The sequence below is a fragment of the Rossellomorea aquimaris genome (genome assembly GCF_003315075.1).
Lineage (GTDB): Bacteria > Bacillota > Bacilli > Bacillales > Bacillaceae_B > Rossellomorea > Rossellomorea aquimaris_C.
Genome location: NZ_QNRJ01000006.1, coordinates 41543 through 62137, shown reverse-complemented (window position 1 = coordinate 62137; position 20595 = coordinate 41543). Strand labels below are relative to the sequence as shown.

General features: G+C 43.4%; 22 protein-coding genes, 1 pseudogene and 1 other annotated feature. Of the genes and pseudogenes, 19 read left to right on the top strand and 4 right to left on the bottom strand.

Going from position 1 to position 20595, the window contains the following annotated elements; translation table 11 throughout:
- The first annotated feature begins 69 nt into the window (after nucleotides 1–69).
- From minC to proC, 16 genes are all read left to right on the top strand, one after another.
- Nucleotides 70–750, top strand: a complete 681-nt coding sequence (gene minC / locus DET59_RS09770) for a septum site-determining protein MinC (RefSeq protein WP_113969492.1) — start codon at nucleotides 70–72, stop codon at nucleotides 748–750.
- A gap of 1 nt (nucleotide 751) precedes the next feature.
- Entirely contained in the window at nucleotides 752–1555 is an 804-nt protein-coding gene (gene minD / locus DET59_RS09765; protein ID WP_113969491.1) for a septum site-determining protein MinD, read from the top strand.
- Nucleotides 1556–1805: 250 nt separating this feature from the next.
- A complete protein-coding gene (locus tag DET59_RS09760; RefSeq protein ID WP_113969490.1) occupies nucleotides 1806–2573 on the top strand; it encodes a M23 family metallopeptidase in 768 nt (255 codons plus the stop codon).
- Nucleotides 2566–3432, top strand: coding sequence for a M50 family metallopeptidase (locus tag DET59_RS09755; RefSeq protein WP_181778112.1), 867 nt, complete (start codon nucleotides 2566–2568; stop codon nucleotides 3430–3432). Before DET59_RS09760 ends, DET59_RS09755 begins: the two co-directional genes overlap by 8 nt.
- Before the next feature lie 100 nt (nucleotides 3433–3532).
- Nucleotides 3533–4978, top strand: a complete 1446-nt coding sequence (locus DET59_RS09750) for an Rne/Rng family ribonuclease (protein ID WP_181778111.1) — start codon at nucleotides 3533–3535, stop codon at nucleotides 4976–4978.
- 67 nt (nucleotides 4979–5045) lie between these two features.
- Nucleotides 5046–5124: a sequence feature (ribosomal protein L21 leader region), on the top strand.
- Nucleotides 5125–5136: 12 nt separating this feature from the next.
- Nucleotides 5137–5445 carry a 50S ribosomal protein L21 gene (gene rplU / locus DET59_RS09745; protein WP_060670849.1) on the top strand — a complete coding sequence of 103 codons (309 nt, stop codon included), beginning with the start codon at nucleotides 5137–5139 and terminating at the stop codon, nucleotides 5443–5445.
- An 11-nt stretch (nucleotides 5446–5456) separates the two neighbouring features.
- Nucleotides 5457–5792: a ribosomal-processing cysteine protease Prp gene (locus DET59_RS09740; protein WP_113969488.1), complete on the top strand. Its 336-nt coding sequence runs from the start codon at nucleotides 5457–5459 to the stop codon at nucleotides 5790–5792.
- Nucleotides 5793–5804: 12 nt separating this feature from the next.
- Nucleotides 5805–6095, top strand: coding sequence for a 50S ribosomal protein L27 (rpmA, locus tag DET59_RS09735; RefSeq protein WP_034757227.1), 291 nt, complete (start codon nucleotides 5805–5807; stop codon nucleotides 6093–6095).
- Nucleotides 6096–6274: 179 nt separating this feature from the next.
- The gene (locus tag DET59_RS09730; protein WP_113969487.1) at nucleotides 6275–6808 is read left to right on the top strand and encodes a Spo0B C-terminal domain-containing protein; all 534 of its coding nucleotides are present in this window, start codon (nucleotides 6275–6277) and stop codon (nucleotides 6806–6808) included.
- 32 nt (nucleotides 6809–6840) lie between these two features.
- Nucleotides 6841–8127, top strand: coding sequence for a GTPase ObgE (gene obgE, locus DET59_RS09725; RefSeq protein ID WP_113969486.1), 1287 nt, complete (start codon nucleotides 6841–6843; stop codon nucleotides 8125–8127).
- Between the two features lie 144 nt (nucleotides 8128–8271).
- Complete coding sequence (locus DET59_RS09720) at nucleotides 8272–8727, top strand: ACT domain-containing protein (RefSeq protein WP_113969485.1); 456 nt, start codon at nucleotides 8272–8274, stop codon at nucleotides 8725–8727.
- A gap of 92 nt (nucleotides 8728–8819) precedes the next feature.
- A complete protein-coding gene (pheA, locus tag DET59_RS09715) occupies nucleotides 8820–9671 on the top strand; it encodes a prephenate dehydratase (RefSeq protein ID WP_113969700.1) in 852 nt (283 codons plus the stop codon).
- A gap of 660 nt (nucleotides 9672–10331) precedes the next feature.
- On the top strand, nucleotides 10332–11048 hold the full coding sequence (locus DET59_RS09710; protein WP_113969484.1) for a DUF421 domain-containing protein: 717 nt from the start codon (nucleotides 10332–10334) through the stop codon (nucleotides 11046–11048).
- Between the two features lie 174 nt (nucleotides 11049–11222).
- Nucleotides 11223–11543 carry a YciI family protein gene (locus tag DET59_RS09705; protein WP_113969483.1) on the top strand — a complete coding sequence of 107 codons (321 nt, stop codon included), beginning with the start codon at nucleotides 11223–11225 and terminating at the stop codon, nucleotides 11541–11543.
- A gap of 11 nt (nucleotides 11544–11554) precedes the next feature.
- Nucleotides 11555–12574 (top strand): phosphotransferase enzyme family protein, encoded by a 1020-nt coding sequence (locus DET59_RS09700; protein ID WP_113969482.1) that lies wholly within the window; start codon nucleotides 11555–11557, stop codon nucleotides 12572–12574.
- A 317-nt stretch (nucleotides 12575–12891) separates the two neighbouring features.
- Nucleotides 12892–13698: a pyrroline-5-carboxylate reductase gene (proC, locus tag DET59_RS09695; RefSeq protein WP_113969481.1), complete on the top strand. Its 807-nt coding sequence runs from the start codon at nucleotides 12892–12894 to the stop codon at nucleotides 13696–13698.
- A 169-nt stretch (nucleotides 13699–13867) separates the two neighbouring features.
- Here proC and DET59_RS09690 read toward each other — a convergent pair whose 3' ends face one another.
- The 3 genes from DET59_RS09690 to DET59_RS09680 form a co-directional block, all read right to left on the bottom strand.
- Entirely contained in the window at nucleotides 13868–14521 is a 654-nt protein-coding gene (locus DET59_RS09690; protein WP_113969480.1) for an SIMPL domain-containing protein, read from the bottom strand.
- An 8-nt stretch (nucleotides 14522–14529) separates the two neighbouring features.
- Complete coding sequence (locus tag DET59_RS09685; protein WP_113969479.1) at nucleotides 14530–14967, bottom strand: hypothetical protein; 438 nt, start codon at nucleotides 14965–14967, stop codon at nucleotides 14530–14532.
- A gap of 88 nt (nucleotides 14968–15055) precedes the next feature.
- Complete coding sequence (locus DET59_RS09680; protein WP_113969478.1) at nucleotides 15056–16006, bottom strand: L-lactate dehydrogenase; 951 nt, start codon at nucleotides 16004–16006, stop codon at nucleotides 15056–15058.
- 298 nt (nucleotides 16007–16304) lie between these two features.
- On the opposite strand from DET59_RS09680, the gene DET59_RS09675 reads away from it, so the two are divergent.
- Together DET59_RS09675 and DET59_RS22320 are read left to right on the top strand one after the other, a co-directional pair.
- Nucleotides 16305–16841 (top strand): GNAT family N-acetyltransferase, encoded by a 537-nt coding sequence (locus tag DET59_RS09675; protein ID WP_113969477.1) that lies wholly within the window; start codon nucleotides 16305–16307, stop codon nucleotides 16839–16841.
- Between the two features lie 63 nt (nucleotides 16842–16904).
- Nucleotides 16905–17027, top strand: a pseudogene (locus DET59_RS22320) (histidine phosphatase family protein); the annotation flags it as partial.
- 147 nt (nucleotides 17028–17174) lie between these two features.
- On the opposite strand, the gene DET59_RS09670 reads toward DET59_RS22320, so the two are convergent.
- Nucleotides 17175–18476, bottom strand: a complete 1302-nt coding sequence (locus DET59_RS09670; protein WP_113969476.1) for an NCS2 family permease — start codon at nucleotides 18474–18476, stop codon at nucleotides 17175–17177.
- Nucleotides 18477–18712: 236 nt separating this feature from the next.
- Between DET59_RS09670 and DET59_RS09665 the strand changes: the two genes are divergently transcribed.
- Nucleotides 18713–20356, top strand: coding sequence for a M20/M25/M40 family metallo-hydrolase (locus DET59_RS09665; protein WP_113969475.1), 1644 nt, complete (start codon nucleotides 18713–18715; stop codon nucleotides 20354–20356).
- Nucleotides 20357–20595: the final 239 nt, after the last annotated feature.

The following is a 20595-nucleotide window of genomic DNA, read 5'->3' as shown; positions in this document are numbered from 1 at the left end:
TTTCATAAAAAGAGGAAATGGCACTGCTTATGTCGAATTTAATAGACGACTGAGGTGAAAAATTGCGCCATGAATAAAAAGCCAAATGTGATGATAAAAGGAACAAAAGAAGGACTGACTCTTCATCTCAATGATCAATGCTCCTTTCATGAGTTAAAGAAGGAATTGGACGATAAGCTGTCTGCACAATACCGGGAAACAGAAGGGACTCCCCTGCTCACGGTCAATATTCAAACACGAAATCGCTACCTGACGGATGATCAAGTGGAAGAGTTGAAAGAGATCGTAAGACAAAAACGTAATTTAGTAGTGAATGAAGTATGGAGTAATGTGATTACAAAGAATGAAGCAGAGAAACTCATAGATGAACGGAATATAGAAACTCTAACCGGCGTGATCCGGTCGGGACAAGTCGTGGAAGTATCAGGAGACATCCTTATCGTCGGCGATGTCAATCCCGGCGGAAAAGTGCTGGCTGGAGGGAATATTTACATATTGGGTTCGTTAAAAGGAATTGCCCATGCCGGTCACAACGGAAACCTGGAGGCAGTCATCGTGGCATCCCAAATGGTTCCGTCCCAGCTCCGGATAGGGGATTCCCTGAACCGGGCACCTGATCGGGTGGAAGAAGACGATGAGCACGAAATGGAATGTGCCTATGTCGATGATCAGGGACAAATTGTGGTAGATCGATTACAAGTTTTAAAGCATCTTAGACCAAATATTACTAGTTTTAAAGGAGGAAGCTAATGTGGGTGAAGCCATAGTTGTTACTTCAGGTAAAGGTGGAGTGGGAAAGACGACTACTTCTGCCAATGTTGGTACAGCATTAGCTCTACAAGGCAAAAAGGTTTGTTTAATTGATACAGATATCGGTCTCAGAAACCTGGATGTGGTGATGGGACTCGAAAACAGAATCATTTATGACTTAGTAGACGTTGTAGAGGGCCGCTGTAAAGTACACCAAGCTCTGGTAAAAGATAAGCGTTTCGAGGATAAACTATTTTTACTGCCAGCTGCACAAACAAGTGATAAATCCGCTGTTAACCCCGAGCAAATGAAGAAGCTAGTAGTAGATTTAAAGCAAGACTATGATTATATCATTATTGATTGTCCTGCGGGGATCGAGCAGGGGTATAAGAATGCTGTGGCGGGTGCCGATCGTGCGATTGTCGTCACGACACCTGAAATTTCAGCTGTACGGGATGCAGATCGAATCATCGGTTTGCTGGAGAAAGAAAATATTGAACCACCGAAACTCGTCATTAACCGAATACGCAATCATATGATGAAAAATGGTGAAATGTTGGATGTGGATGAAATCACAGCCCATCTTTCCATCGATCTTCTTGGTATTGTTGCCGACGACGATAATGTCATCAAATCTTCCAATAAAGGTGAGCCCATCGCTCTTGATTCAACAAGCAAAGCCTCCATTTCCTACCGGAATATTGCCAGACGAATCCTGGGTGAATCGGTACCGTTACAGTCTTTGGAAGAAGAACGGGCAGGCGTCTTTTCAAGAATTAAAAAATTATTCGGTGTAAAAGCATAAGAATCAACTCAGTCCCGGTAAAGCGCATCGAGCGTTTTGCCGGGACTTTTTTATTGTCTCCATGAATATTCTTTCTGGACAAGTCATACATTGTAGCAAATCATGTGTATTCAAATGGCTCTCTTTTTTATATGGATCTAACACCCCCTGTCCCTCATCATGAACAGAACCATTTAGTATAGAATCACCCTTGAACAGGGTGGTGCAAAGACGTTTATGAAACAATACCTTATATAAAGGAATGGTGTACATGGGGAATCGTGCGGATGAAATACGCAAGCGGATAGCGAAACGAAAGAAAACGAATCCAGGCCAGAACTCTTCATTTCTTCTCCCGTCGGACGAGGAGCGCTATGGAATGGAACGCCAGACAAGCTTTGAAGGGGGACCGCCACCAGAAGGGGTGCATCCGTTATTTAAAAAGGAAACCTTTATGCTTAAGATACTTGGAGCGGGAATCATGGTATTAGTGACGGCGATTATGTTTAAGAGTCCCTCACCCGTCTTCAATGAAGCGAAATCGGTCGTCACGAGAACCATGGATACAGAATTCCAGTTTGCCGCGATTTCCACGTGGTATGAGGACCAATTCGGAAAGCCATTAGCGTTATTACCGACAAGTAATACCAAGAAAGAATCAACCACTGCGCAAAGTGCGGAATATGCCGCACCTGCGTCGGGGAAGGTCGTTGAAAATTTCAAAACCAATGGACAAGGCATCATGCTTGAAACAGGCTTAGGGGAAGATGTAGCGGCGATGAAAGGGGGCTTGATTATATTTGCAGGTAAGAAAGAGGAGCTTGGGAACACAGTCATCATTCAACATGCAGACAAATCAGAATCCTGGTATGGTCACCTCGAATCGATTGATGTGAAACAGTATGAATCGATTGAGAAGGGATCTCTTGTAGGCAAGGTTTCCACCAGCAGCCAGAACGATGTGACAGGAGAGTTTTATTTCGCGATTAAAATGGGTGATACATTTATCGACCCGATACAGGTGATGTCATTTGACTAATATCATTTCACTTTTGAAAAAATTTCAGGTGCACCCTTTGCTTTGGCTCGTCATAGCCATTGCGATAATGACAGCTCATTTTTTTGAACTGATACTGCTTCTCTTCATCATTACGATCCATGAGTTGGGACATGGACTGATGGCCCATTCTTTTTCCTGGAGAGTCAAGAAAATCGCCCTGTTGCCGTTTGGTGGGGTTGCGGAGATGGATGAGCATGGAAACCGTTCTTTACGGGAGGAGTTCTGGGTGGTGGCTGCGGGGCCCTTGCAGCACATATGGCTCATAGCTTCAGGTTGGGGGCTCATGGAGACCGGCGTGATCAGCCCGGACTCATTTTCGCTTTTTTTTCAGTTGAATATGATGGTGCTGCTGTTTAATCTTCTTCCCATTTGGCCATTGGATGGCGGGAAGATGATTTCGTTACTTTTAGCCACGAAGCTTAATTATTTGAGAGCGTATGAATACACACTTCTCTTTTCTTTTGGTTTATTATTGCTGTTCCACCTGGTTGTACTTATCATCGCTCCCCTTCATCTGAATCTGTGGATCGTTCTTTCGTTCCTGTACTTTTCATTATGGGTGGACTGGAAACAGAGGCGGTATGCGTTTATGAAGTTTTTGTTAGAGCGGTATTACGGGAAGAGTCATCAATTTGTGGAGCTGCGGCCCCTTCCCATTGAAAGCGAAGATTCCATCATTACAGTAGTGGAGAAGTTTCAGCGGGGGGTAAAGCATCCCCTCGTTGTCTTTGAAAAAGGAATTGAAGTAGGGAAGCTGGATGAAAATGAGCTCCTCCACGCTTTTTTTGCCGAAAAGATGACCTCTGCCAAAACGAAGGATCTCCTTTACCTTTATTGACGAATGAAGACGAACTGTATAAAGTAAGGACATACTGGTTAAAGGGTTGGGATCAACCCTTTTTTCTTATGACTTTTTTCGTGGAAAAGGGGTTTTCGGAGTGGAAGAAATCATTGTACACAGTAAGAGCAGGGAAAAGCGGTGGGTATACCGATCAGACCATGAAATCATTGGATTATATACATATCAGCCGGGAGAGGAAAGCTTAACAGGCAATATTTATCTTGGAAGAGTCGTCAAGGTCCAAAAAGGGCTGGGTGCGGCATTTGTAGATTTTGGCGGTGGGAAAAATGGCTATCTTCATGAAAAGGACTTTCCGCAGAACGTGGAGGCATATCATGCCGGGAACGATCCTCATCCCATTGGGAAGTGCGTGCATGAAGGGCAAAAAATCATCGTGCAGGTCATGAAGGATGAGATGGGTTCGAAGGGGGCAAGGCTGACGGCCGTGATCGAGCTTAAAGGGGAACATCTTGTGTACATGCCACAAGGGTACTATGTGGCGGTTTCTAAAAAAGTGGATGATGAAAACAGGAAGGTTCTAAGGCGCTTAGGGAATGAGTGGAAAGAGCCGGAAGAAGGCATTGTGATGCGCACCAATGCCGTGGAAGTGAGAGAAGGAATGCTGCAAGAGGAGCTGCACTCATTACGTTCAAGATATGAAAGCCTGGAAAGGGTGTCCCTGAGAGCTAAATGTCCTTCCCTTCTATCCCGGCAGGATACTTTCTATGAGGATATCCATGAACAACTGAAGAAGGGGAGCGGGGGGAAGATTGTAGTCGATGACTATGATAGTCTTCTTCATTTAGAAGAAGTGAGCGGAGCCGGGATAAAAGATAAGTGGACCTTCGAACTCTATCAAGGCCAGGAAAATATTCTTCTTCATTATCACGTTGCCTCTGTATGGGAGAACGTGTTGAAAAAAGTGGTATGGCTCGATAATGGGGCATTTATCATCATTGAGTCAACAGAAGCCATGACCGTTGTGGATGTGAATTCAGGGAAGTTTACGGGTAAAGACGATTTGGAACAGACCATTTTACAAACCAATAAACTGGCGGCGAGAGAAATGGCGAAGCAACTCACACTTCGGAATTTGAGTGGCATGATTCTCATCGATTTTATCGATATGAAAAAGGAAAGCCACAAACAGGAAGTGATGGATGCGCTTTCAGATGCGTTCGTATCGGATAAGCAGCGCACGACGATCGTAGGCTTTACATCCCTTGGCATTCTTGAATTGACGCGAAAGAGAACCCGTCAGCCCCTGTCTGCCTACTTGACTCGCCCTTGCTCGGTATGTCATGGTACAGGGAGAGAAATGACGCCTGAGACGCTTGCATTCCAGCTTGAACGGGAGCTGTGGGAAATGCAGTCAATGGATGGATCCCTCATTGAAGTGGAAGCGACCCGGGAAGTCGCAACCGTTTTTTCCGGGCATCAGAACGTTCACCTTCAAAGATTGGAAAAAGCGTTGAGTAAAGAAATCAAAATCAAAGAAATCACTCATGGACATCCTTATTATCATGTAACAAAGTTACTATGATTTTCTTGATTGTTATTGACAGTACATCGATTTTTATGATAGGATTCTAATGTTATTGATTGTAGCACCCGTGCTACAACCGCTCATTACAGGTACTAAAGTGTGGAGCAATCCAACACCTGTCATTGGCGAGTCTGAGTTTATAAGGAGGTGCGATTATGTACGCAATTATCGAAACAGGTGGTAAGCAAATCCGTGTAGAAGCTGGTCAAGCAATCTACATCGAAAAGCTTAACGGAGAACAAGGCGATACGGTAACTTTTGACAAAGTTCTATTCGTTGGTGGCGACGATGTGAAAGTAGGAAGTCCGTTAGTGGATGGAGCTACTGTAACAGCGAAAGTTGAAAAGCAAGGCCGCGCGAAAAAGCTTGTAGTATTCAAATACAAAGCGAAAAAGAACTACCGTCGTAAGCAAGGTCACCGTCAACCTTACACTAAAGTTGTCATTGACGAAATCAACGCGTAAGGCGTGAGATTATGATTAACGTTTACGTAGAGCGTTCATCGGGGAAAAGAATCCGTTCTTTCTCTATGGATGGACATGCTGATTTTGCCGAAAATGGGCAAGACATTGTTTGTGCAGGTGCTTCTGCTGTTTCATTCGGCAGTATTAATGCCATTATGGCGTTAACCGGTGTAGAACCGTCCATCGAGCAATCCTCTGATGGTGGATATCTTCGCTGCGTCATCCCTGATGATCTTCCGGAAGAAACGGAGAGCAAGATACAGCTGCTACTGGATAGCATGCTTATCAGCCTCCAGACGATTGAAAGAGACTATAGTGATTTTATTAAAATAACCTTCAAAAAGTAGGAGGTGGAACAGATGTTAAGATTAGACCTTCAGTTTTTTGCGTCCAAAAAAGGAGTAGGTTCGACTAAGAATGGTCGTGACTCTATCTCAAAGCGCCTTGGTGCTAAGCGTGCAGACGGTCAAATGGTTTCTGGTGGATCAATTCTTTACCGTCAACGCGGTACGAAAATTTATCCAGGCCTAAACGTCGGCCGTGGCGGCGACGATACACTTTTCGCTAAAACCGACGGTGTTGTTCGTTTCGAACGCATGGGTCGTGACAAGAAAAAAGTGAGCGTATACCCAGTTGCGAATGAAGCTTAATCGCATATCTTTAACGAAAACTCTAACCGACTTTCGGTTAGAGTTTTATTTTTATCAGGGATATGGGTGATGGCTCGGGTTTGATTTTCATTCACCCACCAATTTTACAGAAACAATATACGCGAGAGTCTCATCTTTGATATACTTACAGGTAGCACTTAAAGTATAGGAGTTAGATTATGAGCGAAAATTGGGGTGTAGTCGAGGCGTTAAGGCATGCTCGCCACGACTGGATGAATGATTTGCAATTAATAAAAGGCAACCTGGATCTTGATCGCGTGGAGCGGGCGAAGCAAGTGATCGAGGAAATGGTTCTTGTTGCACAAAATGAGTCGAAGCTATCAAATTTAAAGCTTCCATTATTGGCAGAATGGATATTAACCTATAATTGGTCAAGACATTTGATTAAGCTGGATTTTGAAGTCCTTCAAACGGAGTCATCACACGGGCTTGAAGATCGAAGGCTTTACAACTGGTGCAAGGAGTTTCTACAATTCCTTGAATCAAATGTAATGAACAATGTAGAAAATCAATTATCCATCTTACTGGACATTACAAAAGAACAATCCCGTTTTATATTTGATTTCACAGGCATACTAAAGAGTACAAGCATGGTGGAAGACTGGATAAAGAATCAACGAGCAAACGGAGAAAATATAGAAATAGAACAACTTCAAGAAGAGGTTCTTGTCATTCATGTAGTCGCCAGATAAGGCGATTTCACGGATAAGTTAGGAGTGAAAGTATGTTTATAGATCAGGTCAAGGTTTATACAAAGGGCGGTGACGGCGGAAACGGTATGGTTGCCTTCCGTCGTGAGAAATATGTACCTAAAGGTGGTCCCGCCGGAGGAGATGGCGGTCACGGTGCAGACGTTATTTTCGAAGTGGAAGAAGGGCTAAGAACCTTAATGGATTTCCGCTATCAACGTCATTTCAAAGCACCTCGTGGAGAGCACGGGATGAGTAAGAATCAGCACGGACGCAATGCGGAAGATATGGTTGTAAAGGTCCCACCTGGAACAGTAGTGAAGGACGATGATACAGGTGAAACGATTGCCGACCTTGTGCAGCACGGCCAGCGTGCAGTGATTACGAAAGGTGGCCGCGGTGGACGAGGGAATTCCCGATTCGCAACGCCTGCCAACCCTGCTCCTGAGCTTTCTGAAAAAGGGGAGCCGGGACAAGAACGCTATATCGTAATGGAATTAAAGCTACTGGCTGATGTTGGCTTGGTAGGATTCCCAAGCGTTGGGAAATCCACATTGCTTTCAGTTGTTTCAGCAGCGAAGCCAAAGATTGCTGCATACCATTTCACAACGATTGTTCCTAATTTAGGAATGGTGGAAACGGGAGATGGTAGAAGTTTTGTTATGGCTGACTTACCTGGATTAATCCAGGGAGCACATGAAGGCGTTGGACTCGGTCATCAATTCCTTCGTCACATTGAACGTACACGTGTTATTGTTCATGTGATCGATATGAGTGGAATTGAAGGCAGAGACCCGTACGAGGACTATCTGACAATTAATGAAGAGCTTAAGCAATACAATCTTCGTTTAACAGAAAGACCTCAAATCATCGTTGCCAATAAAATGGACATGCCTGATGCAGAAGAGAACCTGAAGATCTTCAAAGAAAAAATTGAGGAAGATTATCCTATCTTCCCGATCTCAGCGGTCACTCAGCAGGGGTTAAGTGAACTTCTATATGCTGTAGCAGATAAAGTGGAAACAACGTCTGAGTTCCCTATTCATGAAGAAGAAGAAACCGGATTTCACCGTGTACTTTATAAGCATGAAGAAGAAGAAAAAGAATTCGAAATCACACGTGATCCAGATGGAACATTCGTTGTTGGCGGTGCGAAAATCGAGAGACTATTCAAGATGACTGACTTCTCACGTGAAGATTCGGCGAGACGTTTCGCCAGACAGCTTCGTTCGTATGGTGTAGATGATGCGCTTCGTGAACGTGGTGCCAAAAATGGCGATACGATCCGTTTAATAAAATATGAATTCGAGTTTGTAGATTAAGTTTCATCCTTCATCTATTTCAGACAGATAGCATTGTCGGCTTTTATAAGCGGACGATGCTCTACAATAGTAAGCTGAGAGGTTTTCTTAGGGGCTTGATCTTTGCCCCTGGCCACTCGAGCAAGACAATTGGAGGAATAGTCATTGGGGAAAAAATTTCAAGAGGGCAAGTTTTATTTAGTACGTGAAGATGTGCTGCCCGAAGCGATGAAGAAAACCCTGGATGCGAAAGAATTGATTGAAAGAGGCAAGGCCGACTCAGTATGGGAAGCGGTGCATCGGGTTGATTTAAGCCGGAGTGCCTTTTATAAATATCGTGATACTGTGTTTCCGTTTCACACCGTGGTGAAGGAGAGAATCATCACGCTATTCTTCCATCTGGAAGATCGTTCAGGAACGTTGTCTCATTTACTCAGTGAAACAGCCAACCATGGTTGCAATATTTTAACGATACATCAGACAATCCCTTTGCAAGGAAGAGCGAATGTCACGCTATCACTGAATGTGACAGACCTTACGATAGGATTGGAAGACTTACTTTCAAAGCTGAGACGATTAGAATTTGTAGAAAAAGTAGAAGTGTTGGGTTCAGGTGCCTGATGCTTCTTTTTTTTGCTTAAAAACTCTTCCTCTTTGATGCTGGACGTGTTAGAATGTTCAATAAATTTGGTGAGTGTGAGAGGGAGATCAGAGTGAAAATTGCTTATTTAGGACCCCAGGCTTCCTTTACAGATTTAGCTGTCAAGAAGGCATTTCCAGAACAAGAAACGGTGCCATATGTAACGATTCCTGATTGCATTGAAGCGGTGATAGAAAATGAGGTCGATTATGCCGTTGTTCCTTTGGAAAATGCCTTGGAAGGCTCGGTACATATTACAGTCGATTATTTGTTTCATGAAGCGGATTTAGCGATTACAGCAGAATTGACGTCCGCGATTCAGCAGCATTTAATGATACATCCGGAATGGACCGATAGTGAAGAACCGATTCGAAAGATTCTTTCCCATTCCCACGCATTGGCACAGTGCCATAAGTTTTTACATAAGCAGTTTCGGGGCGTTTCTTTAGAACAAACGACCAGCACCGCAGCCGCAGCTAAATTCGTGAGTGAGAACCCTGATGCGTTTCTAGGGGCGATCGGAAACGAGTTGGCAGCTGAAAGATACGGGTTAATGATCCTGCATGAAAACATTCATGATTTTGCCTATAATCATACAAGGTTCATCGTTTTACATAAGACGGCCGATTCCTTGTCGCTTCCCCAGGAAAAAACGATGGAGAAGACGACCTTGATGGTGACTCTCCCGAAAGATCGATCCGGAGCGCTCCACCAGGTATTATCAACCTTTGCCTGGAGACAATTGAACTTAAGTAAAATTGAATCCAGACCGTTGAAAACAGGGTTAGGGGATTATTTCTTCTTGATAGATGTAGCTCACGAAATGGATGATGTACTACTGCCGGGAGCGATCAGCGAAATGGAAGCCCTCGGATGCAAAGTGAAAATGATCGGAACGTATTCTTCTTATTTATTGGATAATTAAACAGTGAAAAGGCAGATTTCCATTTGGAAATCTGCCTTTTTTATTAGGCTCTATTCGTAAAGTTTGTGGCTATTGTAGAGGAGAAAGTAATAGTTGATTTCCGCTCCAGGATGCTCGCTTTCCGCGGGGCTGGCGGTGAGCCTCCTCGGCTTCGCCTCCGGGGTCTCACCTGTCCAGCTATTCCCGCAGGAGTCGAGCATCCTTCCGCTCCAATCAACTTTCTGAGCATGTATCCTTAATGGAAATCAATAATAACAAGAATTTTAGCAAGCAATCTCATTTAAGGTCAATAGAGTGGAATTTCATTTTAAGGAAGAAGGGTTATGTTTTCTCGTTACTTTGTTTTCTTGCACACCTTGAAGCTCTGTCATAAAGATCCTATTAAAGATGGTGAGGAGAACTGCGCAGACTCCTGCGGAAGTACGGGCGTGCCGAGACCCCGTTCGGCTAAGCTGAGGAGGCTCGGCCGAACGCTAGCTGCAAGCGAAGCAGTTCCCCTCACCATCCAGCACACACTAATTGACAGAGCCTTGCAGAACTTATGTTAAAAACAACAATCTTTACGAAAAGAGCGTTTTATTTATATGCAAACAACCTTCATGTTTGTTCTGTGATAGGGGAAACTACCTCTATCAGACTGAAAAAGGATTTGAATAGCTCATGGTTGATTTTAAAGACTTAGGTATTGTAGCGATAAGAATCTTTACGATACTTCCATTTATGATTTTTGTCACATTGTACATGGGAAAACGTTCTATTGGGGAGTTGCCGGTATTTGATTTTTTAGTGGTCCTCGTGTTTGGTTCTGTAGTAGGAGCGGATATTGCCGATCCTGACATCAAACATATCCATACCATCGTCGCAATGATTCTGATCGGCATATTACAAAAAATCTTGACCAAAATGAAAATCTCTTCACGAAAAATAGGGAAACTGCTTTCATTTGAACCTACCGTGGTCATTGAAAACGGTCAGGTTCTAAAAGAAGACTTAAAGAAAACCGGTTATACGATTGATAATATCCTGATGCTTCTTCGGGAGAAAGAAGTATTCTCATTGCAAGATGTGGAAATTGGAATCATTGAATCGAATGGGAGTTTATCGATTCATAAGATCCCCCCGAAACAAACGGTTACAGTGGAGGATGCGGGAGTGATGAAGCGGACGAGTCTTGCATTTCCTCTTATTGTAGATGGCGTGCTGCATACGGGCGTTTTAGATAAATTAAACTTGGAGGAAAAATGGGTTCGGGATGAAATGGCAAAAGAGGGATTCACGGCAATCGATGAAGTGTTCTATGCTTCCATCAATGTCAGAAAGGAAATTCATGTCGTGAAAACACCTGATATTCACTCGTATCCCCCATTCTTTAATTGAGGTTTCCCCTTGAAAGCAGAAGGATTGCGTCAATGGTTGAGTAGAGCGCAGATTGAATCGCTCATTTTAATATTAACTCAGAAGGCTGTTGAGTATATTGAACAGCTTTTTTGCGTATAAAGGAAATTTGGTAAGAGGGGTCGTATATATAGGGGAGAAGGAGGTTGATTCACAATGGAATTTATCTATGTATTAAAGCTGATTCCGCGCTTACATAAGGAAGAAAATTGGACAACCGGGGATGAGGGAATTGTTCAACGTCATTTTGAGAGACTAAAGGAGCTTACGGACGATGGAGTGGTAATCCTTGCCGGCAGAACATTGAATGAAGAAGAAAATGCGTTTGGAATCGTTATTTTTGAAGCGGAGGATGGGGAAAAGGCCAGAGCGTTCATGAAGGAAGACCCTACCGTTAAAGAAGGGATTATGACAGCAGAACTGTTTCCATATCGAGTGGCTCTCCTGAGAAAAGAAACCAATACTTTAGTAGAGTAGGAGAAGGTATTATGGAAAAATGGATCGAAGAACTTTTTACAGAGGGGCTATTTGCGGAAGCCGCCTCACGATATGGCTGTAATACTGCTCATGCGAAGAAGCTCGGAGACTTTGAAAACTATGTGTATGAGGTGCATAAGGGAGGCACCCCCTATATCCTCCGCCTCACTCACAGTTCTCATCGAACGGAAAGTGAAGTGGAAGCTGAGCTGAAATGGGTGAACTACTTACATAAACACGGTGTGAATGTATCATTAGTCAATCATTCTGATAAAGGAAAGCTCGTAGAAGTCATCAAAGCAGGGGACACGTATTTTTATGTGTGTTTGTTTGATAAAGCTCCAGGCAGTCCTTTGAAAGTGAATGATCCGTTATTCGATGAAGAACTATTTTATAAATGGGGGAAAATGACAGGACATATGCACCGGGTAACAAAGGGATACGGGCAGGCTGGCATCCACCGTCTTCGATGGGATCAGGACGATGTGCTGGATTTCAAGAAATATTTATCGGTACAAGACGGGTCCATCATTGAAAAAGGTCATAAAAACAAAGAGATGATAAGAAGCTTTGTGGAAACGAAAGATACTTTTGGGCTGATTCACTCAGACATCCATCCAGGGAACTTTTTTTACCATGAGGGTGATCTTCATGTGTTTGACTTTGACGATAGTACACAGTTCTTTTTTATAAGTGACGTTGCCATTCCTCTATACTATTCTGTGTGGTGGAAGCTTCGTAATGAGAATCTAGATACCCGCAGCCAATTTGGCGCAAAGTTTCTCGTTTCATTTTTAAAAGGATATCTGACTGAGTGTGATATAGAAGAAGAGTGGGTGGACCGGATCCCCCATTTCCTGCTGCTCAGGGATTTAACACTGTATTCTGTCTTTCATAAAAAATGGGATCTTGAGAATTTATCGGATGTCGAGGAGTCGCTTCTTTCTCAAATCAGGGACAGATTGCTCCATGATGAGCCAATCGTCGATCTGGACTATGGTGAAATCATTGAAAAAGCGAGAGCAAAATGATTTGGGCACTACTTATTACAGGTGTGATCATCGGATTATTAGTCCGTCTTATGAGGACGACTTTTAAGAGTGGGTATGGGATGTCTGGGGATTTATTTGATAAGCCTGTGTATGTGAAGACATGCATTCATTGTCACAGGAGGATTCCAAAGGATTATCAAAAATCCCTTTGTCCCCACTGCGGGAAGCTGGTGGAATGATGAAAGGTTTGAAGGATTTCTCCTTTGAGCCTTTTTTAATGGCGTTTGTTTTATATGTGGAGATAAATTTGGTATGATGCTAAAGACTATTTACATACAAACTGATGAGGTGAAGAAATGGATAAAACCATTGGATTTATAGGATGCGGAAATATGGCACAAGCGATCATGGGGGGCATACTGAGGTCTGGGCTAGTGGATAAACATGCGGTTAAAGCCAGTGCCAGAACCCAGGATACGCTGGATAAGGTAGCAGGGCAATTTGGAGTGGGGGTTACCAGTGATAATATAAGTGTAGCAGCTTTTTCGGATATTGTGTTTTTATCAGTGAAACCTGACCACTATCGGAGCATCATCGAATCGATAAAGGGTTCCCTGAAAGAGGATGCGATCATCATTACCATCGCTGCAGGCATTACGCTTGAATGGATGGAGAGTCAGCTTTCTGAATCAATGAAAATCGTCCGGACCATGCCTAATACCCCGTCTCTTGTAGGAGAGGGTATGACAGCCTATTGTGTGAATAATGAAGTAACGGAAGAAGATCTTGCTCATGTACAAGCCATTTTAGGAAGCTTCGGAAAGGCTGAAATGGTAGAGGAAAGCCTGATGGATTCCATTCCGGCAGTGAGCGGATCTTCTCCCGCGTATGTGTTTATGTTCATAGAAGCGCTGGCTGATGGAGCGGTTCTGCAAGGCATTCCCCGCAAGCAGGCCTATCAGCTCGCATCGCAGGCTGTACTTGGAGCAGCCAAAATGGTCCTCGAAACGGGCACTCATCCAGGAGAACTGAAGGATGCCGTTTGCTCACCGGGAGGAGCAACGATTGAAGCGGTATCAGCTCTGGAGAAGAATAATTTTAAAGGAGCCGTTTTAACGGCCATGGAAGCATGCAGCCGTAAATCGAAGTCCTTGGGCGAGTAGAGTGGAAGGCATTGACCTCAAGTCGTTAAAGAACTCTGAATCTGCCAAAGTACACACTTATAAACTGAAAATTTTTCAATCTAACAAAATTTCAACCAATCCAGGAGGTCCGTCCCTCTCAACGTTATTCAAACTGCCAAGGTATCGATATACTTTGGCAGTTTGTTGTTTATCGGGTTTGGTATTCGACTGTCAGGATGGCTGTGACGCTGATTTGTCCTGGTTGGACGGCTGTACTTTCTTCAGCGGCTTTCACAAATCCAGTTGTTACAAAGGGGGTGACCATTGGGCTTGATTGCTCTGTGATGGATTTTGGCTGGGGACTTAGCTGCTGCCCCGATTGGCTCGATAAAGTGAGTGCTTTTTGGTATGCCTTCTGATATGCGGAAGTAAGGGCTAACTGATAGGATTCTATGGGGTTTGAATGGACAAATTGAATGTTTTCTACCCGATTCGCTCCGCTCTTTATGGCATCATCTATAATCGTCCCCACTTTTTCAATATCTTTAATAGTAACGCGAAATACTTGGCGGACCTCATATCCTGTGAAAATTTGCTTCCCGTCCTCATAGTTGTACTGCGGGAATACTTGATAGGTGGAGGTTTGGATATCCTTTTGTGACACACCGTTATTTAATAATGATTGTACGACTTGACTGGACTGTTGCTGGTTCTCGTTTTGTGCCGCTTCAAGTTCTTCATCTTTAGTGACAACACCGATAGAGACGATGGCTTGATCGGGATCCACATAGAGTGTATGCTCACCAGTCACAGTAATCGTCCCATTGGTGTTGCCGGTTCTATAGTAAGGATATGAATACATGAGCAAACCTACACGCACGTAAAGGATTCAATTTTATCTAAATCGATGCCGAAGTATACCCATGTGAATCCGATCCATCTCCACCCGGCAATGGAACGGCGCCCGACAAAGACAGGATAAAACCAGAAAGCATCTCTTCTTAACCAAATATATGTGTAACGGAATAAACATCTTCTGATGGCACCTGGGTCTACTGCAAAGACACTTGGTCCACCTGGTGTTCCTTGCATCACCGTTTTTTGCGGTTGGAAGTTCGGTGGTGGTCCGGGTGGTGGTTGATTTTGTCCGCCTTGCCCGCCTGTAGGTGGTGGTGAGCTTGGTGCGCCTTGTCCTCCACCTGGAAAGCCTGGAAAACCGCCGCCCGATCCTTGACCTCCACCAGGAAAGCCGGGGAACCCGCTGCCTCCCCCGGGAAAACCAGGGAATAGTTGTCTGTGATCGTACATAGAAGAACCTCCTCATAAAGAATTCTCTTTATCTTATGAGGAGGTTGGGTGGGCGTGCGTGTCTATTACTATTAACGAAGGGCGTAAATCAAGTATCCATCGCTTTTTTCATCACATTTTTTAGCGTTTCTGCAGAGTGGGCGAACTGAGTTCTTTCTTTATCATTTAACGGGAGCTCGACGACTTTTCTGATGCCCTCGCCATTAATAATGGCAGGAACACCGATGTATATGTCTTCCTGATCATATTCTCCTTCAAGGAGGGCAGAAACGGTTAAAATGCTATTTTCATTGTTAAAGATCGCTTTGGTAATCCTGGCAAGACCCATGGCAATGCCGTAATAGGTTGCGCCTTTTCGTTCAATGATGTGATAGGCTGCATCTCTTACATTGACGAATATGTCGTCGAGTTGTTTCTGCACATCATCCTGGTGGAGATCAATCAACTCACTTAAATGACTCGCTCCTACAGTCGTGTGGCTCCAAACGGGAAACTCCGTATCGCCGTGTTCTCCCATAATATAGGCGTGGATATTACGTGTATCAATATCAAAATGCTCTCCGACTAAGTAACGAAGTCTGGCTGTATCTAGAATTGTTCCAGATCCGATGACTCTCTCTTTAGGCAGACCGGAAAACTTCCACGTTGCATACGTCAAGATGTCGACAGGGTTCGTCGCCACAAGGAAAATGCCGTTGAATCCACTATTCATGACGGAGTCTACAATGTTTTTAAAGATTTTCACATTCTTTTCCACCAGGTCCAGACGGGTTTCACCGGGCTGCTGATTCGCTCCTGCCGTAATCACGACCAAGTCAGCATCCTTGCAGTCACTGTAATCCCCTGCAGATATTTTCATAGGGGAAGCGAAAGCAAGGCCATGATTTAAATCACGTGCATCTCCATCCGCTTTCTCCTTATTCAAATCAATCATTACAAGTTCATGTGCGATTCCTTGATTGAGAAGAGCAAAGGCATAACTTGAGCCTACAAACCCTGTACCGATTAAAGCTACTTTGTTTGTGCATTTGATTGTCATACGTCATCACCTATCCACGAGTTTTTTGTTTGCATGATTCAAAACCATGTTCAGTTTTTAAAGAAAGTAATGGAGTTGTAAGAGTATTAGTGAATGTATTGTGAATTAATTCACAATCTAATAATAACATGAAACACAAAGATATTCTACTCATGAATTCAACATAAAATACATAATTGTGAAGTAGTTCACAAACTTGTCGTATATCCAAGGAGGTCCGTCCCTCTCATGAAAGAAGGATTTTTTCTCGAGTGTGCTGAATGTATATAGTAATAGATAGATGCAGGGAGGTGTTTGCATGGATTATAGGAATGGATCATTACATATTCGTCCGTTAGAGGAGAGGGATAAGTACACGTTGTCGAGATGGTTATCGGATCCCAAGGTGCTGGAATTTTATGAAGGAAGGGACCGGCCATTCACCCTCCAGATGGTGGAGGAGAAATTTCTAGCTCAGAGAGGTGTCGTTAGCTGCCTTGTAGAGCATGAAGGAAACGAAATCGGCTATTTGCAATATTATCAGCTCGATGAAGAAACAATGAATCGGTACGGGTACACCAATTATGATGAAGTGATCTTCGGTACGGATCAATTCATTGGAGAGGTGGCTTATTGGAATCAAGGGGTGGGCACGCTGCTCATTCGAGCTACGATGGATTATCTCCTAGAAAGGAAGGGCGTTCACCGGCTGGTGATGGATCCTATGACATGGAACACGAGAGCAATACGATGCTATGAGAAATGTGGATATAGCAAAGCAAGAATACTCAGGGAGCATGAACTTCATGAAGGGAAATACCATGATTCCTGGCTGATGGAGTTCATCCCCGAATAAAAAAGGAAACAGAAATAGAAGGAGCGGTTCATCGAGGATCCTTCCTTTTCAATGGAGAGATGAGAGTCGAATCTCATCGCTCAAAAAAGAGGTGAAGAGGGGATATTTTAAATAATTGAAGAATATAATGGGAAAAACGTAGTTGTTGGAACCTATGGAAACATCATGGTACTCCTCATGAACTATTTAGTATGATGATGATTTTGGGGATATATATTGTCTGAATTTTGATGATGAATGTCTAGCTTTAAGAGAATATGGACTCAACCAGCTGAATTTACTGCACAAAAAGACCGTTCATTGTGAACGGTCTTTCGAGTATCTATATCCGAGTTAATGAGGCAGGAATGCCAGCTGATAGAAGAACAGGACAGCAAAGATATACACGAGTGGGTGTACTTGCTTCCATTGCCCTTTCACAACTTTCAGTAACGGATACGAAATGAATCCTAAGGCAATACCTGTTGCGATGCTTGAGGTTAACGGCATGCTTAGAATGATCAGGAATGCTGGGAAGGCTTCGTCTAACTGATCCCATTTAATTTGAGAGATGCTTCCCATCATCAAGCTTCCGACTATTATGAGGGCAGGAGCTGTAATAGCTGAGATTCCTGACACTGCACTCACGAGTGGTCCGAAGAAAGCAGCGGTAATAAACAGTACCGAAACAGTTAGTGTCGTTAATCCTGTTCTTCCCCCGGCAGAGACACCTGCTGAAGATTCAATATAGGCGGACGTAGGACTTGTCCCAAACATCGCCCCGACAGTGGTAGCGATGGAATCCGCCAGTAGTGCTTCGCGTGCTCTTGGCATCGTATTGCCCTTCATAAGTCCAGCTTGCTGAGCCACTCCTATCATGGTTCCCGTTGTATCAAAGATGGTTACAAGTAAGAATGAGAACACAACGGCATATAGTCCATATTGAAAGACATCGGCAAATGCCGTTAGAGGATTTGCTACGATAAGTCCTTCTGGAAGATGTGGAAGAGCCACAAATCCTTCTTTAAATGATAATTCTCCTGTGAAGAAGGCAACGAGTCCAGTGACAATCATTCCGATGAATAATGCTCCATGGACGCGTAACACCATAAGGATAAGGGTAACAGCCAACCCGATTAACGCTAAGATCGCTGAAGATGAATGAAGATCTCCAAGCTGTACTAAATTCGTTGGGTGAGCCTGGATCAGTCCTGTTAGTCTTAATCCAATAAATGCAATGAACAAACCGATTCCTGCGGTGATACCGTGCTTTAGATTTTGTGGAATGGCTTCGATCAATTTTTTTCTGAATGGTGTTAATGAAAGAATGATAAAGATGATACCTGCTACAAAAACGGCAGAGAATGCAACGATATAAGAAATGTCATCATTCGCTCCTACTACAGAGTAGGTAAAGTAAGCATTCAATCCCATCCCTGGTGCGATGGCAATCGGGTAGTTTGCAAACAAGGCCATCCATAACGTTCCGGCTACGGCTGAAATAATGGTTGCTAAGAATACTTGATCAAATGGGACACCTGCGTCGGCTAAAATAATGGGATTGACAACGACAATGTAAACCATTGTTAGAAATGTTGTAATCCCTGCCAATATTTCAGTTTTGGGATTAGTGCCGTGTTCCTTTAATTTAAACATCGTAATACCTCCAATAAAAACGAACATTAAAAACGCGCAACTTCTATAATATTCGGTATTAGATCGAATTTCAATAGAAAGATAGGAATTTTTTTTGAGAAATAATCCTGAAACCCCTTCCAAACCCCTTTCATTTTCGATAAGATGTTATCAATTATAGAGAATCAATGTCTATAATGGCATAAACGATTTACAAAGTAATAGTGACATTTCTTACGGAAAGGAGCGGTACTAACGTGTATACTCAATTGAAAAACAAATCAATCTCCGAGCAGATTGACTACATCACACGATCCTTAGTCGCTCTGAAAAGTTATAACGGAACAATAGGCGAAAGTGAGAAAGCCCGATTTATATATGAAGTGATTTCTTCATTCCCTTATTTTCAAGAGCATCCGGATCAGGTCTGGCTGCAAGAAGTCCCGAATGATCCGATTGGAAGGAAAAACGTATTTGCCCTTGTGAAAGGCGCGTCTTCTAAAACCGTTTTATTCCATGCCCACTATGATACGGTGGGAACCGATGATTATGGTGCACTGCAGGATATGGCTCATGATCCCGATTTTCTTCAGAAGTTCTTTATGGATTATGAAGGGGAGGAAAAGGTGAGAGAGGATGCCCTTTCTGGAAACTGGCTGTTTGGAAGAGGGGCATTGGATATGCAGAGCGGAATTGCCGTACACATGGCGAATCTCTTGTACTATACGGGACAGGAAACGCCAGACGGACATTTACTCTTCCTATTTAATGGTGATGAAGAAAGTGAACATGCCGGAATGATTGCAGCTTTAAGTGATCTCTATCGTTTGAAAAAAGAGGGCTTTGATTATTTGGCAGCGATCAATACCGATTTCATTTCTCCGATCTATGATGGGGACTGTAAACGATATATTTACACAGGTGCTGCAGGAAAGCTCCTGCCAAGCTTTTATATATATGGAAGAGAAGCGCATGTAGGGGATGTGCTGACATCCATCGATCCGACTGTGATTGCTTCCAAAATCAATCTCGAAATCAATCAGAACCTGGATTATCTGGAGGATATACCAGGAGAATTCACCCTGCCGCCATCGTGCTTGTATTTCAAAGATGATAAGCATACGTATAATGTTCAAACCCCTCTTAGCGCTTCTCTTTACTTCAATTACTTTGTATACGAGAAAACCGCAAGAGAAGTGCTCTATGATATGAAAAAGGCTGCATTAAAGGCAGTAAGTGAGCTGGAAGAACGGAGTAAAAAACAATTTGAGCAATATCGGAGCTATCATGGTTTCCCGGAAAGGGAGTTTTCGTGGGAAGTGGAAGTGCTGACATTACGGGAGTATATCTTCTGGCTGAAGGAAAGAGGCATCGATCCGGATCCTGTCATGAAAAAGGTCTTTCATGATATGGAAGGAGAAGACAGAAGGACGATTGCGTATGCCATGGTGGAAGCACTGCAGCATCTGGATCCCGATCGAACGCCCAGAGTGATCCTATTCTTCGCACCGCCATTTTTACCTCATAACTTTGTGAATGAAGAAAATGAGTATGGCAAGAGGGTGAGAGAAGCGTTAGGGAAATGCTTAAATGATATAGCGAAAGAAACCGGCGAAGAATTTGTCATTAAACGGTTTTTCCCTTATCTCGCAGATGGCAGCTTTCTCTCTCTTCATGAAGAAGATGAAGATATTGACGTATTCAAAAAGAACCTGCCGCTGATCGATCAGTTGTATCCTGTTCCCATCGACATGATCAGAAAGCTGAACATCCCTTCTATTAATATCGGAGTTTATGGAAAAGATGGACATCAGTGGACAGAGAGAGTGTATAAACCTTACACCTTCTCAGTACTGCCGGAGATTATCCAGCGTGTGACGAAGGATTTATTGAAGATATGATGTGCCGAGTATAGCTGAACAAAGAGAGAGGTCATTCGCTTAGGGATGTGCATCTCTCTTTTTATTGATTGGAATATAGTTTGTGCAGGTTTTGCAATTATTATAAAATGGTCGGATTACTGGTGATTTCGGCTGGATTCGTTAGGAGATAAATAAAAAACTATACCATCCACGCCATATTCAAAACTAACTGGGTTCTCTGGAATTGTCACAAAAAGGTCAATCCTAAAAGATGCATA

Bases quoted from the DNA above. Each gene is read 5' to 3' on its own strand.
- obgE (WP_113969486.1), top strand. From the start codon at position 6,841: ATGTTTATAGATCAGGTCAAGGTTTATACAAAGGGCGGTGACGGCGGA.
- DET59_RS09740 (WP_113969488.1), top strand. From the start codon at position 5,457: ATGATTAACGTTTACGTAGAGCGTTCATCGGGGAAAAGAATCCGTTCT.
- DET59_RS09700 (WP_113969482.1), top strand. From the start codon at position 11,555: ATGGAAAAATGGATCGAAGAACTTTTTACAGAGGGGCTATTTGCGGAA.
- DET59_RS09680 (WP_113969478.1), bottom strand. From the start codon at position 16,006: ATGACAATCAAATGCACAAACAAAGTAGCTTTAATCGGTACAGGGTTT.
- DET59_RS09705 (WP_113969483.1), top strand. From the start codon at position 11,223: ATGGAATTTATCTATGTATTAAAGCTGATTCCGCGCTTACATAAGGAA.
- DET59_RS09760 (WP_113969490.1), top strand. From the start codon at position 1,806: ATGGGGAATCGTGCGGATGAAATACGCAAGCGGATAGCGAAACGAAAG.
- rplU (WP_060670849.1), top strand. From the start codon at position 5,137: ATGTACGCAATTATCGAAACAGGTGGTAAGCAAATCCGTGTAGAAGCT.
- DET59_RS09730 (WP_113969487.1), top strand. From the start codon at position 6,275: ATGAGCGAAAATTGGGGTGTAGTCGAGGCGTTAAGGCATGCTCGCCAC.
- DET59_RS09685 (WP_113969479.1), bottom strand. From the start codon at position 14,967: ATGTACGATCACAGACAACTATTCCCTGGTTTTCCCGGGGGAGGCAGC.
- DET59_RS09710 (WP_113969484.1), top strand. From the start codon at position 10,332: ATGGTTGATTTTAAAGACTTAGGTATTGTAGCGATAAGAATCTTTACG.
- rpmA (WP_034757227.1), top strand. From the start codon at position 5,805: ATGTTAAGATTAGACCTTCAGTTTTTTGCGTCCAAAAAAGGAGTAGGT.
- DET59_RS09690 (WP_113969480.1), bottom strand. From the start codon at position 14,521: ATGTATTCATATCCTTACTATAGAACCGGCAACACCAATGGGACGATT.
- DET59_RS09675 (WP_113969477.1), top strand. From the start codon at position 16,305: ATGGATTATAGGAATGGATCATTACATATTCGTCCGTTAGAGGAGAGG.
- proC (WP_113969481.1), top strand. From the start codon at position 12,892: ATGGATAAAACCATTGGATTTATAGGATGCGGAAATATGGCACAAGCG.
- minC (WP_113969492.1), top strand. From the start codon at position 70: ATGAATAAAAAGCCAAATGTGATGATAAAAGGAACAAAAGAAGGACTG.
- DET59_RS09670 (WP_113969476.1), bottom strand. From the start codon at position 18,476: ATGTTTAAATTAAAGGAACACGGCACTAATCCCAAAACTGAAATATTG.